Annotated in this window: 23 protein-coding genes; 13 read left to right on the forward strand and 10 right to left on the reverse strand. The window is 52.8% G+C overall.

Features of this window, described 5'->3' with window-relative positions; genetic code table 11:
* Positions 1 to 42 precede the first annotated feature (42 nt).
* The 9 genes from sapA (at position 43) to pdeR (ending at position 11,713) form a co-directional block, all read left to right on the forward strand.
* On the forward strand, positions 43 to 1,683 hold the full coding sequence (gene sapA, locus JGF26_RS12705; RefSeq protein ID WP_134708130.1) for an ABC transporter substrate-binding protein SapA: 1,641 nt from the start codon (positions 43 to 45) through the stop codon (positions 1,681 to 1,683).
* On the forward strand, positions 1,680 to 2,645 hold the full coding sequence (sapB, locus tag JGF26_RS12710) for a putrescine export ABC transporter permease SapB (RefSeq protein ID WP_134708129.1): 966 nt from the start codon (positions 1,680 to 1,682) through the stop codon (positions 2,643 to 2,645). Before sapA ends, sapB begins: the two co-directional genes overlap by 4 nt.
* A complete protein-coding gene (gene sapC, locus JGF26_RS12715; RefSeq protein WP_028018819.1) occupies positions 2,632 to 3,522 on the forward strand; it encodes a putrescine export ABC transporter permease SapC in 891 nt (296 codons plus the stop codon). Before sapB ends, sapC begins: the two co-directional genes overlap by 14 nt.
* Positions 3,522 to 4,514, forward strand: a complete 993-nt coding sequence (gene sapD, locus JGF26_RS12720; protein ID WP_028018818.1) for a putrescine export ABC transporter ATP-binding protein SapD — start codon at positions 3,522 to 3,524, stop codon at positions 4,512 to 4,514. Before sapC ends, sapD begins: the two co-directional genes overlap by 1 nt.
* A 1-nt stretch (position 4,515) precedes the next feature.
* On the forward strand, positions 4,516 to 5,322 hold the full coding sequence (gene sapF, locus JGF26_RS12725) for a putrescine export ABC transporter ATP-binding protein SapF (protein ID WP_028018817.1): 807 nt from the start codon (positions 4,516 to 4,518) through the stop codon (positions 5,320 to 5,322).
* 124 nt (positions 5,323 to 5,446) lie between these two features.
* Complete coding sequence (gene fabI / locus JGF26_RS12730) at positions 5,447 to 6,235, forward strand: enoyl-ACP reductase FabI (protein WP_003856831.1); 789 nt, start codon at positions 5,447 to 5,449, stop codon at positions 6,233 to 6,235.
* Positions 6,236 to 6,388: 153 nt separating this feature from the next.
* The gene (locus JGF26_RS12735) at positions 6,389 to 7,375 is read left to right on the forward strand and encodes a CMD domain-containing protein (RefSeq protein WP_028018811.1); all 987 of its coding nucleotides are present in this window, start codon (positions 6,389 to 6,391) and stop codon (positions 7,373 to 7,375) included.
* A gap of 88 nt (positions 7,376 to 7,463) precedes the next feature.
* Positions 7,464 to 9,398, forward strand: coding sequence for an exoribonuclease II (locus tag JGF26_RS12740; RefSeq protein WP_134708128.1), 1,935 nt, complete (start codon positions 7,464 to 7,466; stop codon positions 9,396 to 9,398).
* Between the two features lie 323 nt (positions 9,399 to 9,721).
* A complete protein-coding gene (gene pdeR / locus JGF26_RS12745) occupies positions 9,722 to 11,713 on the forward strand; it encodes a cyclic di-GMP phosphodiesterase (protein ID WP_028018809.1) in 1,992 nt (663 codons plus the stop codon).
* Here pdeR and JGF26_RS12750 read toward each other — a convergent pair.
* Positions 11,710 to 12,579, reverse strand: coding sequence for a crotonase/enoyl-CoA hydratase family protein (locus tag JGF26_RS12750; RefSeq protein ID WP_028018808.1), 870 nt, complete (start codon positions 12,577 to 12,579; stop codon positions 11,710 to 11,712). The two genes, pdeR and JGF26_RS12750, sit on opposite strands and share 4 nt — an antisense overlap.
* 193 nt (positions 12,580 to 12,772) lie before the next feature.
* On the opposite strand from JGF26_RS12750, the gene JGF26_RS12755 reads away from it, so the two are divergent.
* From JGF26_RS12755 to osmB, 3 genes are all read left to right on the forward strand, one after another.
* The gene (locus JGF26_RS12755; RefSeq protein ID WP_024907126.1) at positions 12,773 to 12,955 is read left to right on the forward strand and encodes a hypothetical protein; all 183 of its coding nucleotides are present in this window, start codon (positions 12,773 to 12,775) and stop codon (positions 12,953 to 12,955) included.
* Positions 12,956 to 12,998: 43 nt separating this feature from the next.
* Positions 12,999 to 13,751 carry a DNA-binding transcriptional regulator YciT gene (locus tag JGF26_RS12760; protein ID WP_134708127.1) on the forward strand — a complete coding sequence of 251 codons (753 nt, stop codon included), beginning with the start codon at positions 12,999 to 13,001 and terminating at the stop codon, positions 13,749 to 13,751.
* Between the two features lie 263 nt (positions 13,752 to 14,014).
* Entirely contained in the window at positions 14,015 to 14,233 is a 219-nt protein-coding gene (osmB, locus tag JGF26_RS12765; protein ID WP_028018806.1) for an osmotically-inducible lipoprotein OsmB, read from the forward strand.
* A gap of 106 nt (positions 14,234 to 14,339) precedes the next feature.
* Here the strand turns inward: osmB and yciH are convergent, their stop codons facing one another.
* The 5 genes from yciH to pgpB all read right to left on the reverse strand — a co-directional run bounded on the left by yciH (position 14,340) and on the right by pgpB (position 17,989).
* The gene (gene yciH / locus JGF26_RS12770) at positions 14,340 to 14,666 is read right to left on the reverse strand and encodes a stress response translation initiation inhibitor YciH (RefSeq protein ID WP_028018805.1); all 327 of its coding nucleotides are present in this window, start codon (positions 14,664 to 14,666) and stop codon (positions 14,340 to 14,342) included.
* Positions 14,666 to 15,403, reverse strand: a complete 738-nt coding sequence (gene pyrF, locus JGF26_RS12775; protein WP_028018804.1) for an orotidine-5'-phosphate decarboxylase — start codon at positions 15,401 to 15,403, stop codon at positions 14,666 to 14,668. Before pyrF ends, yciH begins: the two co-directional genes overlap by 1 nt.
* 185 nt (positions 15,404 to 15,588) lie before the next feature.
* Positions 15,589 to 16,758: a lipopolysaccharide assembly protein LapB gene (gene lapB, locus JGF26_RS12780; RefSeq protein ID WP_134708126.1), complete on the reverse strand. Its 1,170-nt coding sequence runs from the start codon at positions 16,756 to 16,758 to the stop codon at positions 15,589 to 15,591.
* Positions 16,759 to 16,764: 6 nt separating this feature from the next.
* Positions 16,765 to 17,073 carry a LapA family protein gene (locus JGF26_RS12785; RefSeq protein WP_023312067.1) on the reverse strand — a complete coding sequence of 103 codons (309 nt, stop codon included), beginning with the start codon at positions 17,071 to 17,073 and terminating at the stop codon, positions 16,765 to 16,767.
* 148 nt (positions 17,074 to 17,221) lie between these two features.
* Entirely contained in the window at positions 17,222 to 17,989 is a 768-nt protein-coding gene (gene pgpB, locus JGF26_RS12790) for a phosphatidylglycerophosphatase B (protein WP_134708125.1), read from the reverse strand.
* A gap of 197 nt (positions 17,990 to 18,186) precedes the next feature.
* Between pgpB and ribA the strand changes: the two genes are divergently transcribed.
* Positions 18,187 to 18,777, forward strand: a complete 591-nt coding sequence (ribA, locus tag JGF26_RS12795) for a GTP cyclohydrolase II (protein ID WP_028013401.1) — start codon at positions 18,187 to 18,189, stop codon at positions 18,775 to 18,777.
* A 37-nt stretch (positions 18,778 to 18,814) separates the two neighbouring features.
* Here the strand turns inward: ribA and acnA are convergent, their stop codons facing one another.
* The 4 genes from acnA to JGF26_RS12810 form a co-directional block, all read right to left on the reverse strand.
* Entirely contained in the window at positions 18,815 to 21,490 is a 2,676-nt protein-coding gene (acnA, locus tag JGF26_RS12800) for an aconitate hydratase AcnA (protein ID WP_128347588.1), read from the reverse strand.
* A 160-nt stretch (positions 21,491 to 21,650) separates the two neighbouring features.
* On the reverse strand, positions 21,651 to 21,749 hold the full coding sequence (gene ymiC, locus JGF26_RS22415; RefSeq protein WP_049006961.1) for a small membrane protein YmiC: 99 nt from the start codon (positions 21,747 to 21,749) through the stop codon (positions 21,651 to 21,653).
* Positions 21,750 to 21,886: 137 nt separating this feature from the next.
* On the reverse strand, positions 21,887 to 22,057 hold the full coding sequence (locus tag JGF26_RS12805) for a hypothetical protein (RefSeq protein ID WP_032666965.1): 171 nt from the start codon (positions 22,055 to 22,057) through the stop codon (positions 21,887 to 21,889).
* Between the two features lie 2 nt (positions 22,058 to 22,059).
* Complete coding sequence (locus JGF26_RS12810; protein ID WP_218064857.1) at positions 22,060 to 22,200, reverse strand: YmiA family putative membrane protein; 141 nt, start codon at positions 22,198 to 22,200, stop codon at positions 22,060 to 22,062.
* Positions 22,201 to 22,467 lie beyond the last annotated feature (267 nt).

Consider the following 22,467-nt stretch of genomic DNA (forward strand, 5'->3'; position numbering starts at 1 on the left):
TGCGATACACTTTGCAGATCGAACCTAAAAACCTTAAAAATTATGCGTCTGGTTTTATCGTCCTTTTTTGCACTCGGTCTCTTCAGCAGCCTGGCCTTTGCTGCGCCCGAGCACGTTGCGCAGCCTGATATTCGTGAAAGCGGCTTCGTCTATTGCGTAAGCGGTCAGGTGGATACTTTCAACCCGCAAAAGGCGGGCAGCGGCCTGATTGTCGATACGCTTGCCGCACAACTTTACGATCGTCTGCTGGATGTCGATCCTTACACCTATCGTCTGGTGCCTGAGCTTGCGGAAAGCTGGGAAGTGCTTGATAACGGCGCCACCTACCGTTTTCATCTGCGTGATGATGTCGCGTTTCAAAAAACGCCGTGGTTTACCCCAACGCGCAAGCTGAATGCGGATGATGTGGTCTTTACCTTCCAGCGAATCTTTAACCGCAACCACCCGTGGCATAATGTTAACGGCAGCAACTTCCCCTATTTCGACAGCCTGCAGTTTGCCGACACGGTTAAAAGCGTGCGCAAGCTGGATAACCGGACCGTTGAATTTACACTGACGCGCCCGGATGCCTCTTTCCTCTGGCACCTGGCAACCCATTATGCGTCAGTCATGTCTGCTGAATATGCGGCGAATCTGACTAAATCGGACCATCAGGAGCTGCTCGATCGTCAACCTGTCGGCACCGGTCCGTTCCAGCTCGCCGAATACCGCGCGGGTCAATATATTCGCCTGCAACGTCACGAGCATTTCTGGCGCGGCACGCCGCTGATGCCGCAGGTCGTGGTCGATCTCGGTTCTGGCGGGACGGGACGACTGTCAAAACTGCTGACCGGGGAGTGCGACGTGCTCGCCTGGCCTGCTGCCAGCCAGCTCACCATTTTGCGCGACGATCCGCGCCTGCGCCTGACGTTACGCCCGGGTATGAATATTGCCTATCTGGCGTTTAATACCGACAAACCGCCGTTAAATAATCCTGCCGTCCGCCATGCCCTTGCGCTGGCGATCAACAATCAGCGCCTGATGCAGTCGATCTACTACGGCACGGCGGAAACCGCCGCCTCAATTTTACCGCGCGCCTCATGGGCCTATGACGGTGAAGCTAAAATTACGGAGTACAATCCGGCAAAAGCGCGTGAACAACTGAAAGCGCTGGGCGCGGAAAACCTGACCCTGCAACTTTGGGTGCCCACCAGCTCCCAGGCATGGAACCCAAGTCCACTGAAAACCGCCGAACTGCTGCAGGCCGATATGGCGCAGGTGGGCGTGAAAGTGATCATCGTACCGGTTGAGGGTCGTTTCCAGGAGGCACGCCTGATGGACATGAACCATGATTTAACCCTGACCGGCTGGGCGACCGACAGTAACGATCCGGACAGCTTCTTCCGGCCGCTTCTGAGCTGTGCGGCGATCAACTCGCAGACCAACTATGCCCACTGGTGTAACCGGGAGTTTGACGCTGTGCTGCAAAAAGCACTGGCTTCCCAGCAGCTGGCCTCACGTATCGACGCCTATGATGAAGCACAGAAGATCCTTGCCCAGGAGTTGCCCGTACTGCCGCTGGCCTCTTCCCTGCGCCTTCAGGCCTATCGTTATGATATTAAAGGTCTGGTGTTGAGCCCGTTTGGCAACGCCTCGTTCGCCGGCGTGTCGCGCGAAAAAGAACAAAAGGTGAAAAAACCATGATTATTTTTACCTTACGTCGGCTTCTTCTGTTGCTGGTGACGCTCTTTTTCCTGAATTTTGTCGGCTTCAGCCTGAGCTATTTCACGCCGCATGCCCCACTTCAGGGGTCATCGCTGTGGGATGCCTGGTTCTTCTGGTTTAACGGTCTACTGCACTGGGATTTTGGCGTCTCCAGCATTAACGGGCAGCTGATTTCCCAGCAGCTGAAAGAGGTGTTCCCGGCCACGATGGAGCTGTGCATTCTGGCCTTCGGCTTTGCTTTGATGGTCGGCATTCCCGTGGGCATGCTGGCCGGAATTTATCGCAACAAATGGCAGGATAAGTTTATCAGCGCTCTCGCCCTGCTCGGCTTCTCGATCCCTGTCTTCTGGCTGGCGCTGCTGCTGACGCTTTTCTTCTCACTGACCATGGGCTGGCTTCCGGTCTCCGGTCGTTTTGACCTGCTCTATACCGTTAAATCGGTGACCGGTTTTGCAATCATAGACGCATGGCTCTCTGATTCGGTGTGGCGTCATGAGATGATCGTCAGCGCGCTGCGCCATATGGTATTGCCGGTGCTAACGCTGGCGGTTGCCCCAACGACCGAAGTGATCCGTCTGATGCGTCTGAGCACCATCGAGGTGTTTGATCAAAACTATGTCAAAGCCGCCGCCACGCGTGGATTATCACGTCTGACCATTTTGCGCCGTCATGTGCTACACAATGCGCTGCCACCGGTGATCCCACGACTCGGGCTACAGTTCTCCACCATGTTAACGCTGGCAATGATCACCGAGATGGTCTTTAGCTGGCCGGGGCTCGGACGCTGGCTGATAAACGCCATCCGCCAGCAGGACTATGCGGCTATTTCCGCAGGTGTCATGGTGATTGGCTCGCTGGTGATTATTGTTAACGTGATCTCCGATATTTTGGGTGCGATGGCTAACCCATTGAAGCATAAGGAATGGTATGCCTTACGATAACGTATACAGTGAAAAGCGCACGCCCGGTGTGCTGCGTACCGTGTGGCGTAAATTCTATGGTGACACCACGGCAATGATCGGCCTGTATGGCTGTGCCGGTCTGGTCTTGCTTTGCGTCTTTGGCTCGTGGTTTGCGCCGTATGGCATTGACCAACAGTTCCTTGGCTATCAGCTGCTGCCGCCTTCCTGGTCACGCTACGGTGAGGTCTCTTTCTTCCTGGGCACTGACGACCTGGGTCGTGACGTCTTGAGCCGCCTGTTGAGCGGTGCAGCGCCAACGGTGGGTGGCGCATTTGTGGTGACCTTTGCGGCAACGATCTGTGGTCTGGCGCTCGGCATTTTTGCAGGTTCCACCCATGGCCTGCGTTCGGCGGTGTTGAACCACATTCTGGACACCCTGCTCTCGATCCCGTCTCTGCTGCTGGCAATCATTGTCGTCGCGTTTGCGGGTCCGCATCTGTCGCATGCCATGTTCGCCGTCTGGCTAGCGATTTTACCCCGCATCGTTCGCTCGGTTTACAGCATGGTGCATGATGAGCTGGAAAAAGAGTATGTCGTCGCCGCCCGTCTGGACGGGGCAACAACGTTCAATATTCTGTGGTTCGCCGTTCTGCCGAACATCGCTTCCGGGCTGGTCACCGAGATCACCCGCGCCCTGTCGATGGCGATTCTGGACATCGCGGCGCTCGGTTTCCTCGACCTCGGCGCACAGCTGCCGTCACCTGAATGGGGTGCAATGCTCGGCGATGCCCTGGAGCTCATCTACGTGGCGCCGTGGGTGGTTATGTTGCCAGGTGCGGCCATTATGGTGAGCGTGCTGCTTATCAACCTGCTGGGCGACGGTATTCGCCGTGCAATTAACGCGGGGGTGCAATAATGCCGCTTCTTGATATTCGCAACCTCACTATCGAGTTCAAAACCGGTGAAGGCTGGGTTAAAGCCGTCGATCGCATCAGTATCACCCTCGCTGAGGGTGAAATTCGCGGGCTGGTGGGAGAATCCGGTTCGGGCAAGAGCCTGATCGCTAAAGCCATCTGCGGTGTGGCAAAAGATAACTGGCGCGTGACCGCTGACCGTATGCGGTTCGATGATATTGACCTGCTGCGCCTCTCCCACCGCGAGCGTCGTAAGCTGGTGGGCCATAACGTCTCAATGATTTTCCAGGAGCCACAATCCTGTCTCGACCCGTCCGAGCGCGTGGGCAAACAGCTGATGCAGAACATACCAGGCTGGACCTATAAAGGCCGCTGGTGGCAGCGCATTGGCTGGCGCAAGCGTCGCGCCATTGAGCTGCTGCACCGCGTCGGGATCAAAGATCATAAAGATGCCATGCGCAGCTTCCCGTATGAGCTGACCGACGGCGAGTGTCAGAAAGTGATGATTGCCATCGCGCTGGCTAATCAGCCGCGTTTGCTGATTGCCGACGAGCCGACAAACGCGATGGAACCGACCACGCAGGCGCAAATTTTCCGCCTGCTGTCGCGTCTCAACCAGAATAACAACACCACCATTTTGCTGATCAGCCATGACCTGCAGATGCTTAGCAAATGGGCCGACAAAATTGATGTCATGTACTGCGGGCAAACGGTCGAAACAGCGCCCAGTGAAGATTTAATCAACGCGCCGCATCATCCATACACGCAGGCGCTGATCCGTGCCATTCCGGATTTTGGCAGCGCCATGCCGCATAAGAGCCGCCTTAATACGTTGCCAGGAGCCATTCCACTGCTGGAGTCCTTGCCGATAGGCTGTCGTCTCGGCCCGCGTTGCCCGTATGCTCAGCGTAAATGTATTGAGACGCCACGCCTGACCGGGGCCAAAAATCATCTTTACGCCTGTCATTTCCCACTGAACATGGAGAGAGAGTGAAATGGTCGAAACTTTGCTGGAAGTTCGCAACCTGAGTAAGACCTTTCGCTACCGTACGGGGCTGTTTCATCGTCAAACCGTCGACGCGGTGAAACCGCTGAGCTTTACGCTGCGTGAAAAACAGACCCTGGCGATCATCGGCGAGAACGGTTCCGGGAAATCCACCCTGGCGAAAATGCTCGCCGGCATGGTTGAACCGACGGCAGGCGAAGTGTTGATTGACGATCATCCCCTGGAATTCGGTGATTACTCTTTCCGTAGCCAGCGCATCCGTATGATTTTCCAGGATCCGTCAACCTCGCTCAATCCACGTCAGCGCATTTCGCAAATTCTGGATTTTCCGCTGCGTCTGAACACCGACCTGGAGCCAGAGGCGCGCCGTAAGCGTATCTTCGAAACCCTGCGTATGGTTGGGTTGTTGCCCGATCACGAAAGCTATTACCCGCATATGTTAGCCCCGGGTCAGAAACAGCGTCTGGGCCTGGCGCGCGCGTTGATTTTGCGCCCGAAAGTGATCATTGCCGACGAAGCGCTTGCCTCGCTGGATATGTCGATGCGTTCGCAGTTAATTAACCTGATGCTGGAATTGCAGGAAAAACAGGGTATCTCTTATATCTACGTCACCCAACATCTGGGGATGATGAAACATATCAGCGACCAGGTCATGGTCATGCACCAGGGGGAAGTCGTCGAGCGCGGCAGCACGGCGGATGTGATGGCGTCCCCGCTTCATGAACTGACGAAAAGACTGATTGCCGGGCATTTTGGTGAAGCATTGACCGCCGATGCATGGCGAAAAGACCGTTAACCGCGCGTTGAAAGAGTGGTCGGATTAACTAAGCACGCGACACGTGATATTATCGCCGCGTTTTAACGACGATTGTCCCAAGAAGATGACGATCGCCACAACAATGAATATAAGGATTAAAGCTATGGGTTTTCTTTCCGGTAAGCGCATTCTGGTGACCGGCGTTGCCAGCAAACTGTCCATCGCATACGGCATCGCACAGGCTATGCACCGCGAAGGCGCTGAGCTGGCGTTCACCTACCAGAACGACAAGCTGAAAGGCCGTGTTGAAGAGTTTGCCGCGCAGCTGGGTTCCAGCATTGTTCTGGAATGTGACGTTGCACAAGACGAAAGCATCGATGGCATGTTTGCTGAACTGGCAAAAGCATGGCCGAAATTCGACGGTTTCGTTCACTCCATCGGCTTCGCTCCTGGCGACCAGTTGGACGGCGACTACGTGAACGCGGTTACCCGTGATGGCTTCAAAATCGCTCACGACATCAGCTCCTACAGCTTCGTGGCGATGGCTAAATCTTGCCGCGCGATGCTGAACCCGGGCGCAGCGCTGCTGACCCTGTCCTACCTGGGCGCAGAACGTGCCATCCCTAACTACAACGTTATGGGTCTGGCTAAAGCGTCTCTGGAAGCCAACGTACGCTATATGGCGAACGCAATGGGTCCTGAAGGTGTGCGCGTTAACGCCATCTCTGCAGGCCCAATCCGTACCCTGGCGGCTTCCGGTATTAAAGATTTCCGTAAAATGCTGGCACACTGCGAAGCGGTTACCCCGATTCGTCGTACTGTTACCATTGAAGACGTGGGTAACTCTGCTGCATTCCTGTGCTCTGACCTTTCCGCGGGTATCTCCGGTGAAGTGGTTCACGTTGACGGTGGCTTCAACATCGCGGCAATGAACGAGCTGGAAATTAAATAAGTTTGGCTCTCTTCCCGCATGGGAAGAGAGTTTTTCCCTCCGCACCAACCCTTCGTTATTCCGTTCTGCTATTTGTTATCACCTAACAATATTTTTCCCTTTATCAGCCTTACGCCAGGATATTGATCGCCATTTTGAGATCAAGGAACGCACATGGAACAACGCCGTTTTTCCGGCAAAGGCCACTGGTACCACGAAACCCAGTCCAACCACGCGCAAACGGATGTTCTGCCCCTGGTGCCCGAAGCCGCTAACGTCGACGATCGTTTTTTGCTCGATTTAGCCCTGCCTGATGAGATTGTCGCCGCCTGTACAGGCTGGCTTACTCCTGCCAGAGCCTTATGCCAACTGCTGTTTCCGCTCTCAGTTCCCGTGAATCGCCTGCAAACGCTCAGCGCTTACGATCGGCTCAGTACCGCGTTAACCGTTGCGCAGGCCTGCGGCGTTCAGCGGCTGTGTAACCACTACGCCGCCCTCCTCGCCCCGCTTCCCGGCCCGGACTCCTCGCGTGAAAGCAACCGACGTCTGGCGCAAATCACCCAGTATGCCCGCCAGCTCGCCAGCTCTCCTGATGTCATTGATGATAAAGCCCGGAACCAGCTTGATGAGGTGGGCCTGTCAACCTACGACATTGTGGTGATTAACCAGATTATCGGCTTTATTGGTTTTCAGGCTCGCGTAGTCGCGGTGTTTCAGGCTCTGCTGGGACATCCTGTTCGCTGGTTGCCGGGCCATCATATTCAGCCGCACACCCTGCCCACGCCCCATGACGCGTGGGTACCGCTTTTACCCGTCGTCGAACTGCGCTATGCAAGTGCACATCAGCTTGAATCTCTCTCCCGCTGGCAGTCGGAACCCGCGCTTGAAGCGCTGACGCCGGTTCTTTGCCATGAACCGACGCTACTCGACCTGACGGGAGAAATCCTGATCAATATTCGCGAAGAGATTTCTCTGACCTCTCCCGCACTTTCGGCAGCGACAGAACTGCTGACACGCTCTCCTGACCGCTTCAGCGCCGCACAGTTTACCCCGCTCATGGATGCAGGACTCCCTGCCGTACATGCAATCGAACTGCTAAGCCAAAGCGCATTTGATGGCTGGCTCAATCGTCTGAACGTCGCGTTTGGTAAAGAGGAATAACCATACTAATTACCCAAAGAGCGCTTGCTGATACAGTGAGAATCGCGTAAAACTGTCAGCCGCTCAATGGCTACGAAAATAGAACATTATGTTTCAGGACAACCCGCTGCTAGCGCAGCTTAAACAGCAACTGCATTCCCAGACGCCGCGTGCAGAAGGGGTCGTAAAAGCCACAGAAAAGGGTTTTGGCTTCCTTGAAGTTGACGCGCAGAAAAGCTATTTCATTCCGCCACCGCAGATGAAAAAAGTGATGCATGGCGATCGCGTCATGGCCGTCATTCATACCGAGAAGGATCGTGAGTCCGCCGAGCCGGAAGAACTGATCGAACCGTTCCTGACCCGTTTTGTGGGCAAGGTGCAGAGAAAAGACGATCGTCTTTCTATCGTGCCGGATCACCCCCTGCTGAAAGATGCTATTCCCTGCCGCGCCGCCCGTGGCGTTGAGCATGATTTTAAAGAAGGTGATTGGGCCGTAGCAGAAATGCGCCGTCATCCTCTGAAAGGCGATCGCGGTTTTTATGCTGAATTGACCCAGTTCATCACCTTTGGCGACGACCATTTCGTGCCGTGGTGGGTGACGCTTGCACGCCATAATCTTGAAAAAGAGGCGCCGAATGGCGTTGCAACCGAGATGCAGGATGAAGGCCTGGTTCGTCGCGATCTCACTGCCCTGGAATTTGTCACCATTGACAGCGCCAGTACAGAAGATATGGATGATGCCCTCTACGCTGAAGAGAGTGCCGATGGCAAACTGCATTTGACTGTCGCCATTGCGGACCCAACCGCGTGGATAGCTGAAGGCAGCAAGCTGGATGATACGGCGAAAACCCGCGCGTTCACCAACTACCTGCCGGGCTTTAACATTCCGATGCTGCCACGCGAGCTGTCTGACGACCTCTGTTCACTGCGTCCAAATGAAGTGCGTCCGGTGCTTGCCTGCCGCATGACCATCGCTGCAGATGGCACGATTGAAGATGATATTGAGTTCTTCGCCGCGACTATTGAATCAAAAGCCAAGCTGGCTTATGACAATGTTTCCGACTGGCTGGAGAACACCGGCAGCTGGAAACCGGAATCAGACGCCATTGCCGCTCAGATTCGTCTGCTGCACCGTATCTGTCTGAACCGCGGCGAGTGGCGTAAAACCCATGCGCTGGTGTTCAAAGACCGTCCGGATTACCGCTTTGTTCTGGGTGAAAAAGGCGAAGTGCTGGATATCGTGGCCGAGCCACGACGCATTGCCAACCGCATTGTTGAAGAAGCGATGATTTCTGCCAACATTTGCGCCGCTCGCGTGCTGCGAGACAAACTGGGCTTTGGCATTTACAACGTCCACACTGGATTTGATCCGGCCAATACCGAAGCGCTGGCAGCCTTGCTGAAAAATCACGATGTGCACGTTGATCCAGAAGAAGTACTGACGCTGCCGGGCTTCTGCAAGCTTCGTCGCGAGCTTGACGCACAGCCTTCTGGTTTCCTGGATAGCCGCATTCGTCGCTTCCAGTCCTTCGCGGAAATCAGCACAGAGCCAGGCCCGCACTTTGGTCTTGGCCTGGAAGCCTACGCGACCTGGACATCCCCGATCCGTAAGTATGGCGATATGGTTAACCACCGCCTGCTGAAAGCGATTATCAAAGGCGAAACGATTGCACGTCCTCAGGACGATACCACCCAGCAGATGGCCGATCGTCGTCGTCTGAACCGGATGGCAGAACGTGACGTTGGGGACTGGCTGTACGCGCGTTTCCTGAAGGACAAAACCGGTACAGATACCCGCTTTGCTGCGGAGATCATTGATATCAGCCGTGGCGGTATGCGCGTCCGTCTGGTGGATAACGGTGCTGTCGCCTTTATCCCTGCTCCGTTCCTGCACGCTGTCCGTGACGAAATGGTCTGTAGCCAGGAAAATGGGACTGTGCAAATTAAAGGTGAAACGGTTTACAAAGTCACAGATGTGATTGACGTAAACATCGCTGAAGTTCGCATGGAAACCCGCAGCATTATCGCGCGCCCTGTCGCCTGATAACCTGTTAAAATGTCGGTCCTTTCTTTGCAGGAGAGGCCGACATTTTACTTTTATCTTTCACCACAAAATCATCACTTTTTCTTACTATTTTCAATCTCCCTCCGCCCAAACTCACCATAATTATCTACAGTAAAAGAGTGTTGTTATATTCGGTTACGTGAATTTTTATACGCTACGTATCCTTTTTAGCGTGACTCGTTTTATTATAAGAATTCAGGGAAAAAACAATAAGTTCACTTCGGTTTTGCCGCTGTTTCACAACGGAAAAGTCGACAGCAAATGAATAATTTGTGCGCTAATGAGCAGCTGCGGGAGAATACATGATGGACGATCTGGAGCAGAATTTGCTGTTTCGTTACATGGGCACTCACAGCCCGTGGTGGCGATTATCAGCTGACAGCAACGCTCTGCATCTTGCCGCAAGTGAAAATGCTGACGTGACTCAGGTGGTGTCGCTGGACGACGAACAGGCTGACCTCATCCGTCAGTTAACTGTTATTACCTCCAGCATTTCAATGACGCTCTCTTTGTACGGGGAAAATGTCCCTGTCCATCTTGTCGGACGCAAAATAACCCGCAATGAGTGGGCTGGCACCGCTTCCTCCTGGAATGATACCCCCTCCGTGGCCCGCGATCTGGCACAGGGCCTCTCATTTGCGGAGCAGGTAGTCTCAGAGGCCAACTCCGTCATTGTTATTCTCGATCATAACGGCAATATCCAGCGTTTTAACCGACTAAGTGAAGAGTACACCGGCCTGAAAGAACAGGAAGTCATTGGCCAGAACGTGTTTAAGCTCTTTATGAGCCGCAGCGAAGCAGCGGCTTCAAAGCGCAATATTACCGGTTTCTTTCGTAACGGCAGTTCGTATGAAGTCGAACGCTGGATCAAAACGCGAAAAGGACAAAGATTGTTTCTGTTCAGAAACAAATTCGTTCACAGCGGCAGCGGTAAAAATGAAATTTTTCTTATCTGTTCCGGTACCGATATTACAGAGGAACGCCGTGCTCAGGAGCGGCTGCGCGTGCTGGCCAATACCGACACCATCACCGGGTTGCCAAACCGCAATGCGATCCACGAACTGATTTCAGATGCCATCGACAGCCGTGGCGAAACGCAGGTTGGTGTGGTCTATCTCGATCTTGATAACTTCAAAAAGGTCAACGATGCCTACGGGCATATGTTTGGCGATCAGCTGCTTCAGGCTGTCGCCCTCGCTATTTTGAGTTGTCTTGATGAGGGCCAGATACTGGCTCGACTCGGCGGTGATGAGTTTATTGTCATGGCCACAAATACCTCGCAGGGTTCTCTGGAGGCAATGGCGTCGCGCATTTTAACCCGTCTGCGCCAGCCGTTCAGAATTGGTCTGATTGAAATTTACACCGGTTGTTCTCTGGGTATCGCGCTCGCACCACAGCATGGCATTGACCGGGAAAGCGTCATTCGCAATGCCGATACTGCGATGTACACCGCCAAAGAGAACGGACGGGGTAAGTTTTGTGTCTTCTCACCTGAGATGAACCAGCGCGTGTTTGAATATCTCTGGCTGGACACCAACCTGCGTAAAGCGCTTGATAACGATCAGTTGCTGATCCACTACCAGCCCAAAATAACCTGGCGTGGGGAAGTCCGTAGTCTTGAAGCGCTGGTCCGCTGGCAGTCACCAGAACGCGGTTTGATCCCTCCGCTGGAATTTATCTCTTATGCCGAAGAGTCGGGTTTGATTGTGCCCTTAGGTCGCTGGGTGATGCTGGACGTGGTTCGCCAGATCGCTAAATGGCGCGACAAGGGGATTAATCTGCGCGTGGCCGTGAACGTCTCTGCGCGCCAGCTGGCCGATCAGACTATTTTCAGTGATTTAAAACAGGCGCTCAAAGATCTGAACTTTGAATACTGCCCTGTGGACGTTGAGTTAACCGAAAGCTGTCTTATCGAGAACGAAGAGCTGGCGCTTTCAGTAATCCAGCAGTTCAGCAAGTTAGGGGCGCAAATTCATCTGGATGATTTTGGCACGGGCTACTCTTCGCTCTCGCAACTGGCCCGATTCCCGATCGATGCCATTAAACTCGATCAATCTTTTGTCAGGGATATTCATAAGCAATCCATCTCCCAGTCCCTGGTTCGCGCGATTGTTGCGGTGGCACAGGCGTTAAATCTGCAGGTGATTGCGGAAGGCGTGGAAAGTGCAAAAGAAGACGCCTTTCTGACTAAGAATGGCGTCAACGAACGGCAGGGTTTTCTTTTTGCTAAGCCGATGCCCGCTGCCGTATTCGAGCGATGGCTAAAACGATATCAATCGCGAAATCAGCGTTAACTGGCTTTGCGTAAACCCGCCGCATGATGGCGGTTTTGCAGTATAACCAGACGCTCCATATAGGCGATATCTTTTGGCTCGAGGCAGAATGCGGCATCAACCCAGTCTTCTGTAATGTCCATCAGCTCGCTGCGGGGCAATTGCAGAACGCGTGTACGGGCACGTAACATTGATCTTATACCGTTCAATTTTGGCCGCAGCGTGTCGATAAATGTCCTGACAGAGACGTAGCTTTGTCCAGGTTCAAACAGCACATCCACCAGCCCGTGCTGTTCGTACCATTCTGCCGTATGCGATTCCCCTTTATAGATGAGTTCCTCTGCCAGTTTCATACCGGAGCGACGTGCAACAAGTGAGTATCCCCCCATGCCCGGGAACAGGTTGAAGGCAATCTCGGGGAAACCTAAACGGGCATCGCGCTGAGCCAGTACGAAATGGTGCGCCAGAGCAGCCTCAAACCCGCCACCTAACGCACTGCCTTCGACCATTGCCAGCGTGATAGCCCCCGTATCAAACCCGCGTGATGCCGCATGAACGCAGTCAACGCAGGCACGTGCATATGCCCGTAACGCTTCCCGACGTCCGTTCTGAATGCACTCGACGAAGAACTGTAAATCACCTCCTGTATTGTACATTTCAGGAACCAGCGATCCGGTTACCCAAAAATCGACCTCAAAACCGGACTGACGCACCAACCATGAGAGGTTCATGATCTCCTCAATTAGCGCATGATTGAAGCAAGGACGCGGCTGGGCCTGCAGCATCATCCAGACTGTACGGCGCTCCGCCTCGTAATACCCTGATAACTGCGTGAAACGTTTAGAATCGGTAAACAGTGTGCATGTAGGCTGATTGATAACTGTCATAGTCTAATTCCTCTTATAAAAAAGCGCCTTGCGCGCAGTTTTAGACTAATCCACTCATTAAGCCCACTGCATGAGAGGGAATAAATTTATCACTGTTGTTTATGTAATTTAGTTATTGCATTTTTTCCCTTCTCTTTTGATCCTATTTTCTGCATCATTGAAAATATTAACTTTTCGCTCCTGGGGTGAGATTATGTCTACTATTGATGCACAAGCTGTAGCACAACGTATTGATACCGTGCTGGATATCCTGGTGGCGGGCGATTATCACTCTGCGATCCGTAATCTTGAGATACTGAAGTCTGAACTTCTTGCTCAGAATGGTGCCGACAATGCGCCAGAAAACCGTCAGCCAAAGGCGCCGTGGGAAGTTTAACCCCAGCGTTCCCGACCTCGTTTCGCTTTATTAAATGGATGCTATGAATTCCCGACAACAAATCATTTTGCAGATGGTCATCGATCAGGGGCGCGTAAGCGTGGTCGATCTTGCTAAAACCACGGGTGTTTCTGAAGTCACCATCCGTCAGGATCTTAATCTGCTGGAAAAACAGAGCTACCTCCGTCGTGCGCATGGATATGCTGTCCCACTCGACAGCGAAGACGTTGAAACGCGAATGATGAATAACTACGCGCTTAAACGTGAACTGGCAGAATTTGCCGCATCTTTAGTGAACAATGGTGAGACCGTTTTTATTGAAAACGGCAGCAGCAATGCCCTTCTGGCGCGTACGCTTGCCGATCAAAAAGACGTTACCATCATCACGGTCAGCAGCTATATCGCGCATTTACTCAAAGAAACACGCTGTGAAGTGATTTTGCTGGGGGGAATTTACCAGAAAAAAAGTGAAAGTATGGTAGGTCCTCTGACACGCCAGTATGTCCAGCAGGTTCATTTCAGCAAGGCGTTTATCGGGATCGACGGCTGGCAACCGGAGACAGGTTTCACCGGCCGGGATATGATGCGTTCTGACGTAGTAAATGCTGTACTCGAAAAAGAATGTGAAGCCATTGTGCTTACGGATAGCTCTAAATTTGACGCTGTTCACCCTTATACAATGGGGCCAATTTCTCGCTTTAGTCGCGTCATTACCGATGAACGTTTGAGCGACGTCCACCGTAATAAACTGGAAGATGACGGACTCATCGTGAATATTATTAAAACCCCCGCCTGAGCACATTATGCGCCCGACTTTCGGGCGCATACGCAGCCCATTCTCTGAGATGATTCCTAACCTCCCTTTAAGAGTTTTTACCTGTTTAAGCTGCCCTAAAGTCGTAAAATTAATGTTAGCGATATAACAGGAAGTGACTATCACCTGCGTGATTACGTAACGCCTGCGCGACCAGCTTTCGCGGAGAACAGAATTAAGTATTCGATTCGTCTATACTTAATGTGTACATCTTTCCGTGAATCGATAATTCAGGAGAAAGTATTATGACCTTAACCAGCAAAAAAGTAGCCGCCGCTGTTCTGGCAATCACTGTAGCAATGTCCCTGAGCGCTTGCTCTAACTGGTCTAAACGTGACCGCAACACCGCTATTGGTGCCGGTGCCGGTGCTCTCGGTGGTGCAGTATTAACAGATGGTAGTACGCTGGGGACATTAGGTGGGGCGGCTGTCGGTGGTATTATCGGTCACCAGGTTGGTAAATAATAATTCGATAAGCCATCCCCGATATTACGCTATTTAGAACGCATTTCAGGTCTGACTTACGCACGTATATAAAACAAGCCACGGCATTTGTCGTGGCTTATTTCTTTTAGCCGCCTGCCAGCTTAACTTTCATGCCTTTGGCTTCAAGCAGCGATTTAATTAAATCGCGTTTATCACCCTGAATTTCGATTATGCCGTCTTTCACGGCACCACCGCAGCCACATTTCTTTTTCAGTTCAGCCGCCAGCTTTGCCAGTTCCGCATCATCCAGATCGATTCCGGAGATAAGGCATACCCCCTTTCCTTTTCGCCCACTGGTCTGACGCTGGATCCGAACAATACCGTCCCCCTTCGGACGTTCCGCTTTCGTTTTCGGTTCGTCTATCCGTCCGCTTTCGGTAGAGTAAACAAGACGGCTGTTGGAATCTGTCATTACGCCCCCTTTTTCAGCGACGCGTTGATAGCCTTAAGGGTCTCTGCCGGGTTCGCAGACTGCGTCACCGGACGTCCGATGACCATGTAATCAACACCTGCAGCCAGTGCCTGTTCAGGTGTCATTATACGGCGCTGATCGCCCACGTCGCTGCCTGCAGGGCGGATCCCCGGGGTAACAAGTTTAAAATCCTGACCCAGGACTGATTTGAAACGCACCGCTTCCTGAGCCGAACAGACAACACCATCAAGACCGCAATTTTGTGTCAGACGTGCGAGGCGCTCAGCATGTTCCGCAGGTGACAACGTCACACCCAGGTCGCGTAAATCACTTTCGTCCATACTGGTCAGCACGGTGACCGCAATCAGCAGCGGTGCATCTTTACCGAACGGCAGAAGCGCTTCGCGGGCGGCCGTCATCATTCTTGCTCCACCCGACGCATGAACGTTAACCATCCATACCCCCAGCTCCGCGGCGGCTGCAACAGCGTGGGCCGTGGTATTTGGAATATCATGGAATTTAAGGTCGAGGAAAACGTCAAAGCCGCGCTGTTGCAGATCGCGTACGATTTGCGGCCCAAACAGCGTGAACATCTCTTTGCCAACTTTCAGACGGCAGTCGCGAGGATCGATACCGTCGACAAAGGCCAGAGCTGCGTCGCGCTTATTGTAATCAAGCGCAACAACAACAGGAGAATCCGTAATTACGCGGGAAGTGGAGGAAGTAACAGACGTCATGACCAGCCCTTTTCGTCTATGGGCGCGCAGCGGCGCGGAACAGATAAACGGCGAGCATTCTACCTGCCGCCGCCGCAAATTGACAGAATCCATTTGTTTTCCTGCCAGGCTGGCAAACCGCACGGAGTTCAGGAAGCGGTAAACATCATCAGTATGTTGTAACTAAAATGCAGTGTTTTAAAAAATTACTGCCCGTCGAGGCCACGAATTGGCTTGATGGTGGACCATGCACGGCATGAAGGACAGTGCCAGTAGAGCGTATACGCCGTAAACCCGCACTTCTGGCAACGATAGCGCGGCTTGCTGCGCACCTGCTCGCCTACCATGTCGCGCAGCACCATCAGGCTCTCTTTAGCACGCCCCTCTTCAGCATCATTCAGGTGGTAATCCATCAGCTTATGGAATACCCGCATGGTTGGATGACGCTGCAGCTGACGCGTAATATAAACCTGCGCGGTGTCGCTCCCCTCATACTTCTCAACCACGTCTGAAAGCATCAGCTCTGCGGGCGCACCGGTATTCTCTTCCACACAACGACGCAGGAACGCCACCCACTCTTCCTGCTTACCCAACTGTTGATAGCAGGTTTGCAGCATCTCCAGCGTTTCACTGACCAGCTCTTTGTCCTGGTCGATAACACGCAGCAAGCTTTCAACGGCTTTGGCGTAATCGCCATTCGCCATAAAGACGCGCCCCATCATGATCGAAATACGCGCGCTATTACGATCGGCGGCGGCGCCTTTCTTCAACAACGCCATGGCTTTGTCCATGTCGTCGCTGCCCATCTGCTGAAGGGCTAATTCGCAGTAGAAATGCGCTATCTCTACGCGCTGTTTATCTTTACCCAGCTTAACCAGACGTTCCGCTGTATCGATAGCTTTTTGCCAGTCGCTGGTGGCCTGATAAATCTGCAGCAGCTGCTGTAGTGCGCCGATACGGAAATCAGTTTCATCCACCAGCTGCGAGAACATATCTTCAGCACGATCGTACAGCCCTGCGGCCATATAATCCCGCCCCAGCTGTTGTACCGCAAGGAGTCGCTGGTCGTAGGTCAGGGAGGCACTTTCCATCAGGGTCTGGTGGATACGAATTGCGCGGTCAACCTCGCCGCGTGAGCGGAACAGGTTCCCCAGGGTGAGATGCGCTTCAACGGTTCCCGTATCCTCTTTTAGCATATCGAGGAACAGGTCTACCGCTTTGTCCTGCTGATTACTCAGCAGAAAGTTAACCCCCGCAACGTAGTCACGGGAGAGTCGGTTGGCCTCATCCTGCTTTGTTTGTTGCGCACTTCTGCGGCCCATATACCAGCCATAGGCTGCGGCTACAGGCAAAAGCAGAAACAACAACTCCAGCATAGTCGATTATTCCTTCACGACCGGCACACCAGAGCTTTCCGGAATGTCGGACGCAGGCGCAATGTTATTTTCGAGGCGTTTAATTTTACGTTCAGCGCGCGCAAGAGAAACACGGACTTTCAACCAGAAAAGACCACAAACCAGCCAGCCAATGGCAAAGCCCGCAGCAAATAAGACCGCCAGCAGGCTCGATACCCGGTACTCGCCCTGCGCCAGTAGATAGTTAAACGTCACCTGTTGGTCGTTTTGTGCACCCAATGTGACTGAAATGACAAAAATCGCCAATACCAGTAAGAAAATGAGTAAATATTTCACATTACTTCCCGTTATGTGGTTCAAGCGAATAAAGTGTGTTCAATTCACCGCAATCAGTCTTATAAACTACCATTTTAGTGACGGGCGCGAAACGGAAAAAGTAACGCGCCAGCTATGGATTTATGGGCGAAAGACGGATTATCAACCGTCAACCGTCACTTTGCTCCCTTTCGGCAATTTCTTCTTTCTCTTCGAGCGGTGGCGTTAACGGACCGCAGAGTCGTTCGGCAAGCCAGGTCGCCAGCGTGACCAGCAGCCATGAGATCAGCGTAGCGACCTCCAGGTCCTGCGGCCAATGCATCCCCAGCAATAGGCGGCTGCCCATCACTCCGGTCGCCCAGGCCAGTAAAATCACGATAGTCACGGTTCGACGTCTCGGCCAGAGTAATCCAACGCCCAGTAACGCCCAACTGGCCGCAAACATGGTGTGGCCAGAAGGAAACGCGAACCCCGTCTCTTTTTGCCAGTGTTTACGCAAAAACTTCGGAATATCCTGCTGTTCAGCAAGCTGTTCTTTCACCAGTGCGCCACGATCTTTACGTTTTAAATTGTAGAATTCATCCACAGGAATATGGTGAGTTTTTTCCAGCCAGACGACAAAAGGCCGTGGCTCCTGAACATGATCTTTAACCCAGGATTTCACGCCCTGACCAATCAAAATGGCAGCACCGAGGATCGCAAAAAGCATTAGCGCTGCCCGCAGTCGAAAACGCAGACACCACAGAAACCACGCGCAGAGAAGGACATGGGTAATAATTCCCCACGGCTGTGTGACGGTTTCCGTTATCCAATATAACGTTTTCAGCCATGCCGCATTCTGCCCAGGCTGCCACATCCAGCCCGAAACCCATACGGCCAGAGGCATAATCAGTAAAATGGCCGCACCTGCTGCCGTACGTCTGGCGATTGAAAGCATGTCTTCTCCTTTTTTGCTAAGCGTCACAATCATAACTGAAATTTATTCGATACGTGGATATGTCGGATCGTGCGTTTAACGTTCATATAGCATGGTGCCCATTAGGTGAACATGCTGAGCTTGTGGCAAAATGAACTGATACAGAAAGCAAAACAGGCGAAAGGCACGGCACGTGTCAGCCTACTCTGGAGAATCACATGCAGCTTAAACGTGTGGCAGAAGCCAAACTGCCAACCCCATGGGGCGATTTCCTGATGGTGGGATTTGAAGAACTGGCAACCGGACAGGATCATGTCGCGCTGGTGTACGGCGACATTTCAGGGCAGACACCGGTTCTGTCCCGCGTACATTCGGAGTGTCTGACGGGTGATGCGTTGTTCAGCCTGCGCTGTGATTGCGGTTTCCAACTGGAAGCAGCGCTGACTCACATCGCAGAGGAAGGCCGTGGGGTTCTGCTTTATCATCGTCAGGAAGGCCGTAACATTGGTCTGCTGAATAAAATCCGCGCCTACGCGCTGCAGGACCAGGGCTACGATACGGTGGAAGCGAACCATCAGCTCGGCTTTGCCGCCGATGAGCGTGACTTCACCCTGTGCGCCGATATGTTCAAGCTTTTGGGTGTAGATGAAGTTCGTCTGTTGACCAATAACCCGAAAAAAGTGGAAATCCTGACCGAGGCGGGGATCAATATTGTTGAGCGTGTACCGCTGATTGTGGGCCGCAATCCTAAAAATGCCCACTATCTTGACACCAAAGCCGCAAAAATGGGCCACCTGCTGAAAGAGTAAGAGCAAAAAGCCCGGCACATGTGCCGGGCTGGTTTCGTCAATCCAGCATCTTACGAATCACGTAATGTAAAATACCGTCGTTCTGGTAATAGGTCAGCTCTGTTGCCGTATCAATACGACACCGGCACTCCAGTACCTCGGTTTTTCCGTCTGCCCGCGTTAATTTCACTGGCACCGTTTTACCAGGCTGTAAATTTTGCAGACCACTAATATCAATCTGCTCCTCTCCGCTCAGGCCCAGCGTTTTACGCGTGACGCCCTGCGGAAACTCAAGCGGTAGGATCCCCATCCCAATAAGATTCGAGCGGTGAATTCGTTCGAACGATTCGGCAATGACCACACGAACACCAAGCAGACGCGGACCTTTCGCTGCCCAGTCACGGCTTGAGCCAGAACCGTACTCTTTCCCGGCGATCACCGCCAGCGGCGTACCTTCCTGTTGATATTTGACAGCCGCATCATAAATCGAAACGACTTCCGTACCTGGGAGATGGCGCGTCATGCCCCCTTCCACGCCCGGAACCATCTCGTTACGAATGCGAATATTGGCAAACGTGCCGCGCATCATGACTTCATGGTTACCACGACGCGACCCGTAGGAGTTAAAATCACGGCGTTCGACACCCCGGCTTTGCAAATAACGGCCTGCCGGGCTGTCGGCTTTGATGCTCCCTGCCGGAGAGATATGGTCCGTAGTGACAGAATCTCCCAGCATCGCCAGAATGCGCGCGCCGTGGATATCTTTAAGCGGCGCAGGTTCAGCCTGCATTTCATCGAAGAACGGCGACAGGCGAATATAGGTCGAATCATCCTGCCAGTCATAGGTATCCGACCCTGCGACGTTGATGGCTTTCCATTCCGGCGTACCTTCAAAGACTTCCGCATACTCTTTGCGGAACATCTCGGTTGACACTTTTTCAACGGCCAGCGCGATCTCACGCGAAGACGGCCAGATATCTTTCAGGTAGACCGGGTCATTCTTGCGATCGTGACCAATAGGGTCGGTCACCAGGTTGATATTCATGTTTCCTGCCAGCGCATATGCCACCACCAGCGGAGGCGAGGCGAGCCAGTTGGTTTTCACCAGCGGATGTATGCGCCCTTCAAAATTTCGGTTGCCGGAAAGGACCGCGCCTACCGTCAGATCACCCTGTTTGATCGCCGTTTCAATCGGCTCAGGAAGTGGGCCAGAGTTACCGATGCAAGTGGTGCAACCGTAACCCACCAGGTTAAAGCCCAGTTCGTCGAGATACGGTGTCAGTTTGGCCTGAGCCAGGTAATCCGATACGACTTTGGAGCCCGGTGCCAGCGAAGCCTTGACCCACGGCTGAGGTTTTAGCCCAAGCTCAACCGCTTTTTTGGCCAGTAAACCTGCCGCCATCAATACGCTGGGGTTTGAGGTATTGGTACAGGAGGTAATGGCTGCAATAACCACCGCGCCATCCGGGAGCTGATACTGATGCCCGTTCAGGACATAGTCGATCGGGCGATGATCTTTTTGCGCCACGTTCACTTCCAGTGCATTGCTGGCGGAAAACGCTTTGGGCACGTCAGTCAACGCGACCCGATCCTGAGGGCGTTTCGGCCCGGCAAGGCTCGCTTCAACGCTGCCCATATCGAGCTCAAGCGTGCTGGTGAAGACCGGTTCATCGCCCGGGTTGCGCCACATGCCCTGCGCTTTGGTATAGGCTTCCACCAGCGCGACCTGCTCTTCGCTGCGACCGCTAAGCCGCATGTATTCCAGCGTCACATCATCGATGGGGAAAAAGCCGCAGGTTGCGCCATATTCCGGAGACATATTGGCAATGGTGGCGCGGTCGGCCAGCGGCAGCGAATCCAGCCCATCACCATAGAATTCAACAAATTTACCTACCACACCATGCTTACGCAGCATCTGAGTGACGGTGAGTACCAGATCGGTAGCTGTTATGCCCTCTGACAGTTTTCCGGTGAGCTTGAAGCCCACCACATCCGGGATGAGCATGGATACCGGTTGTCCGAGCATCGCGGCTTCGGCTTCAATGCCACCGACACCCCACCCCAGCACGCCGAGGCCGTTGATCATGGTGGTATGTGAATCCGTTCCCACCAGCGTGTCCGGATAAGCCACCCACTCTTTATCCTGCAGTTCACTCCAGACGGCTTTACCCAGGTATTCAAGGTTAACCTGATGGCAAATTCCGGTGCCTGGTGGCACGACGCTAAACCGGCTGAATGCCTGTTGCCCCCACTTCAGGAAGACATAGCGCTCGTGGTTGCGTTCCATCTCCAGACGTACGTTTTCACCAAAGGCGTCGTCATCACCAAAGCGGTCAACGGTTACGGAGTGGTCAATGACGAGATCCACAGGCGAAAGCGGATTCACTTTTGCGGTATCCCCGCCAAGGCGTTTAACGGCCTCGCGCATAGCGGCTAAATCAACCACTGCGGGAACACCGGTGAAGTCCTGCATCAGGACCCGGGCCGGGCGATAAGCGATTTCTCTGTCGGCGTGGGCATGCTTCAACCACCCTGCCAGCGCCTGGATATCTTCGAGGGTGACAGAATCACCATCCTGCCAGCGTAAGAGATTTTCCAGCAAAACTTTCAAGGACTTGGGTAAACGCGAAATGTCCCCAAGCGTCCTGGCAGCCAGCGGCAGGCTGTAGTAATGCCAGGTTTTATTTTCTGCCTGTAATGTGTCCTTACTGGCTTCGCGTAGGGTTAACGACATAAGCTCCTCCTTAATTACAGAGATGTCCTGACAATCATCAGGGCCGTAATTAAAGATAACACAAAGACGCTGTAACGTTTTGATAACAACCCAAATTGATAAATTCAGATGTGTTCAGAAGGTGAAAACAAAAAACCCCGCCGCAGCGAGGTTTTACAATTTAACGGAAGGCCAGCCAGATGAGCTGGCTCCAGAACAGAATCGACACGGTAAAAACGCCGATCCATGACCAGTATTTATGAGACGTCGTGTTATTCATCATAGGGACACCAGGCATTATTTATAAACGTTTCCGAGGTCGCCCTCAGTTCTATATTACTGATGTGTATTTATTAAAGAGTACAAAAATGCGGAGTCACTATTCAGACTATTTGCATCATTACGCAATCAACTAAATTATTGTTTTTTGGGTTCGTCTTCCGCGAACACATCAATAAAGGCTTGCTGCTGCGGCGTCAGTTTCCAGGATGCAGGCACAGTATTCGCAGGTGCTTTCCGCACCTTGTGACCATTGTCACGATGCTGACGCATCTGTTTTACCGTCTCTGTTCGTACCGTCAGTGCCATAGTTAACCCCAATATTTCCAGGCCAGGAGAGCAACCACCGCCCAAAAGGAGGCGGAGACGAGAAAGACCGCCAGCCAGGCTTTACGCTTAAGCGCAGGATCCCTTTGCGGTTCTTCACTTCCAGAAGGCATTGCTAACCTCATACAATCGACATCGCTTATCATTTAGGACCAAACAATTGGTACAATTAATCATCTGTTGAGATAAATCCTAAAGAAACTTTAGCCGAAAAGCCAGTGAATTTATGCATTGGGAGGTATGAAATATTCAATCTTTTGACCAGAAATAAATAACTGAAAAGAAATATTTGCGAAGCGTCAAATTAGTTTCTACTTTTGTCGCCAATTCACGACATTATAACCCTGCAGATAAAATGGGTAATGACATTATATGGCAGGGAATGCGTAGAT

Source organism: Enterobacter sp. E1 (assembly GCF_016809815.1).
Taxonomy (GTDB): Bacteria; Pseudomonadota; Gammaproteobacteria; order Enterobacterales; family Enterobacteriaceae; genus Enterobacter; species Enterobacter adelaidei.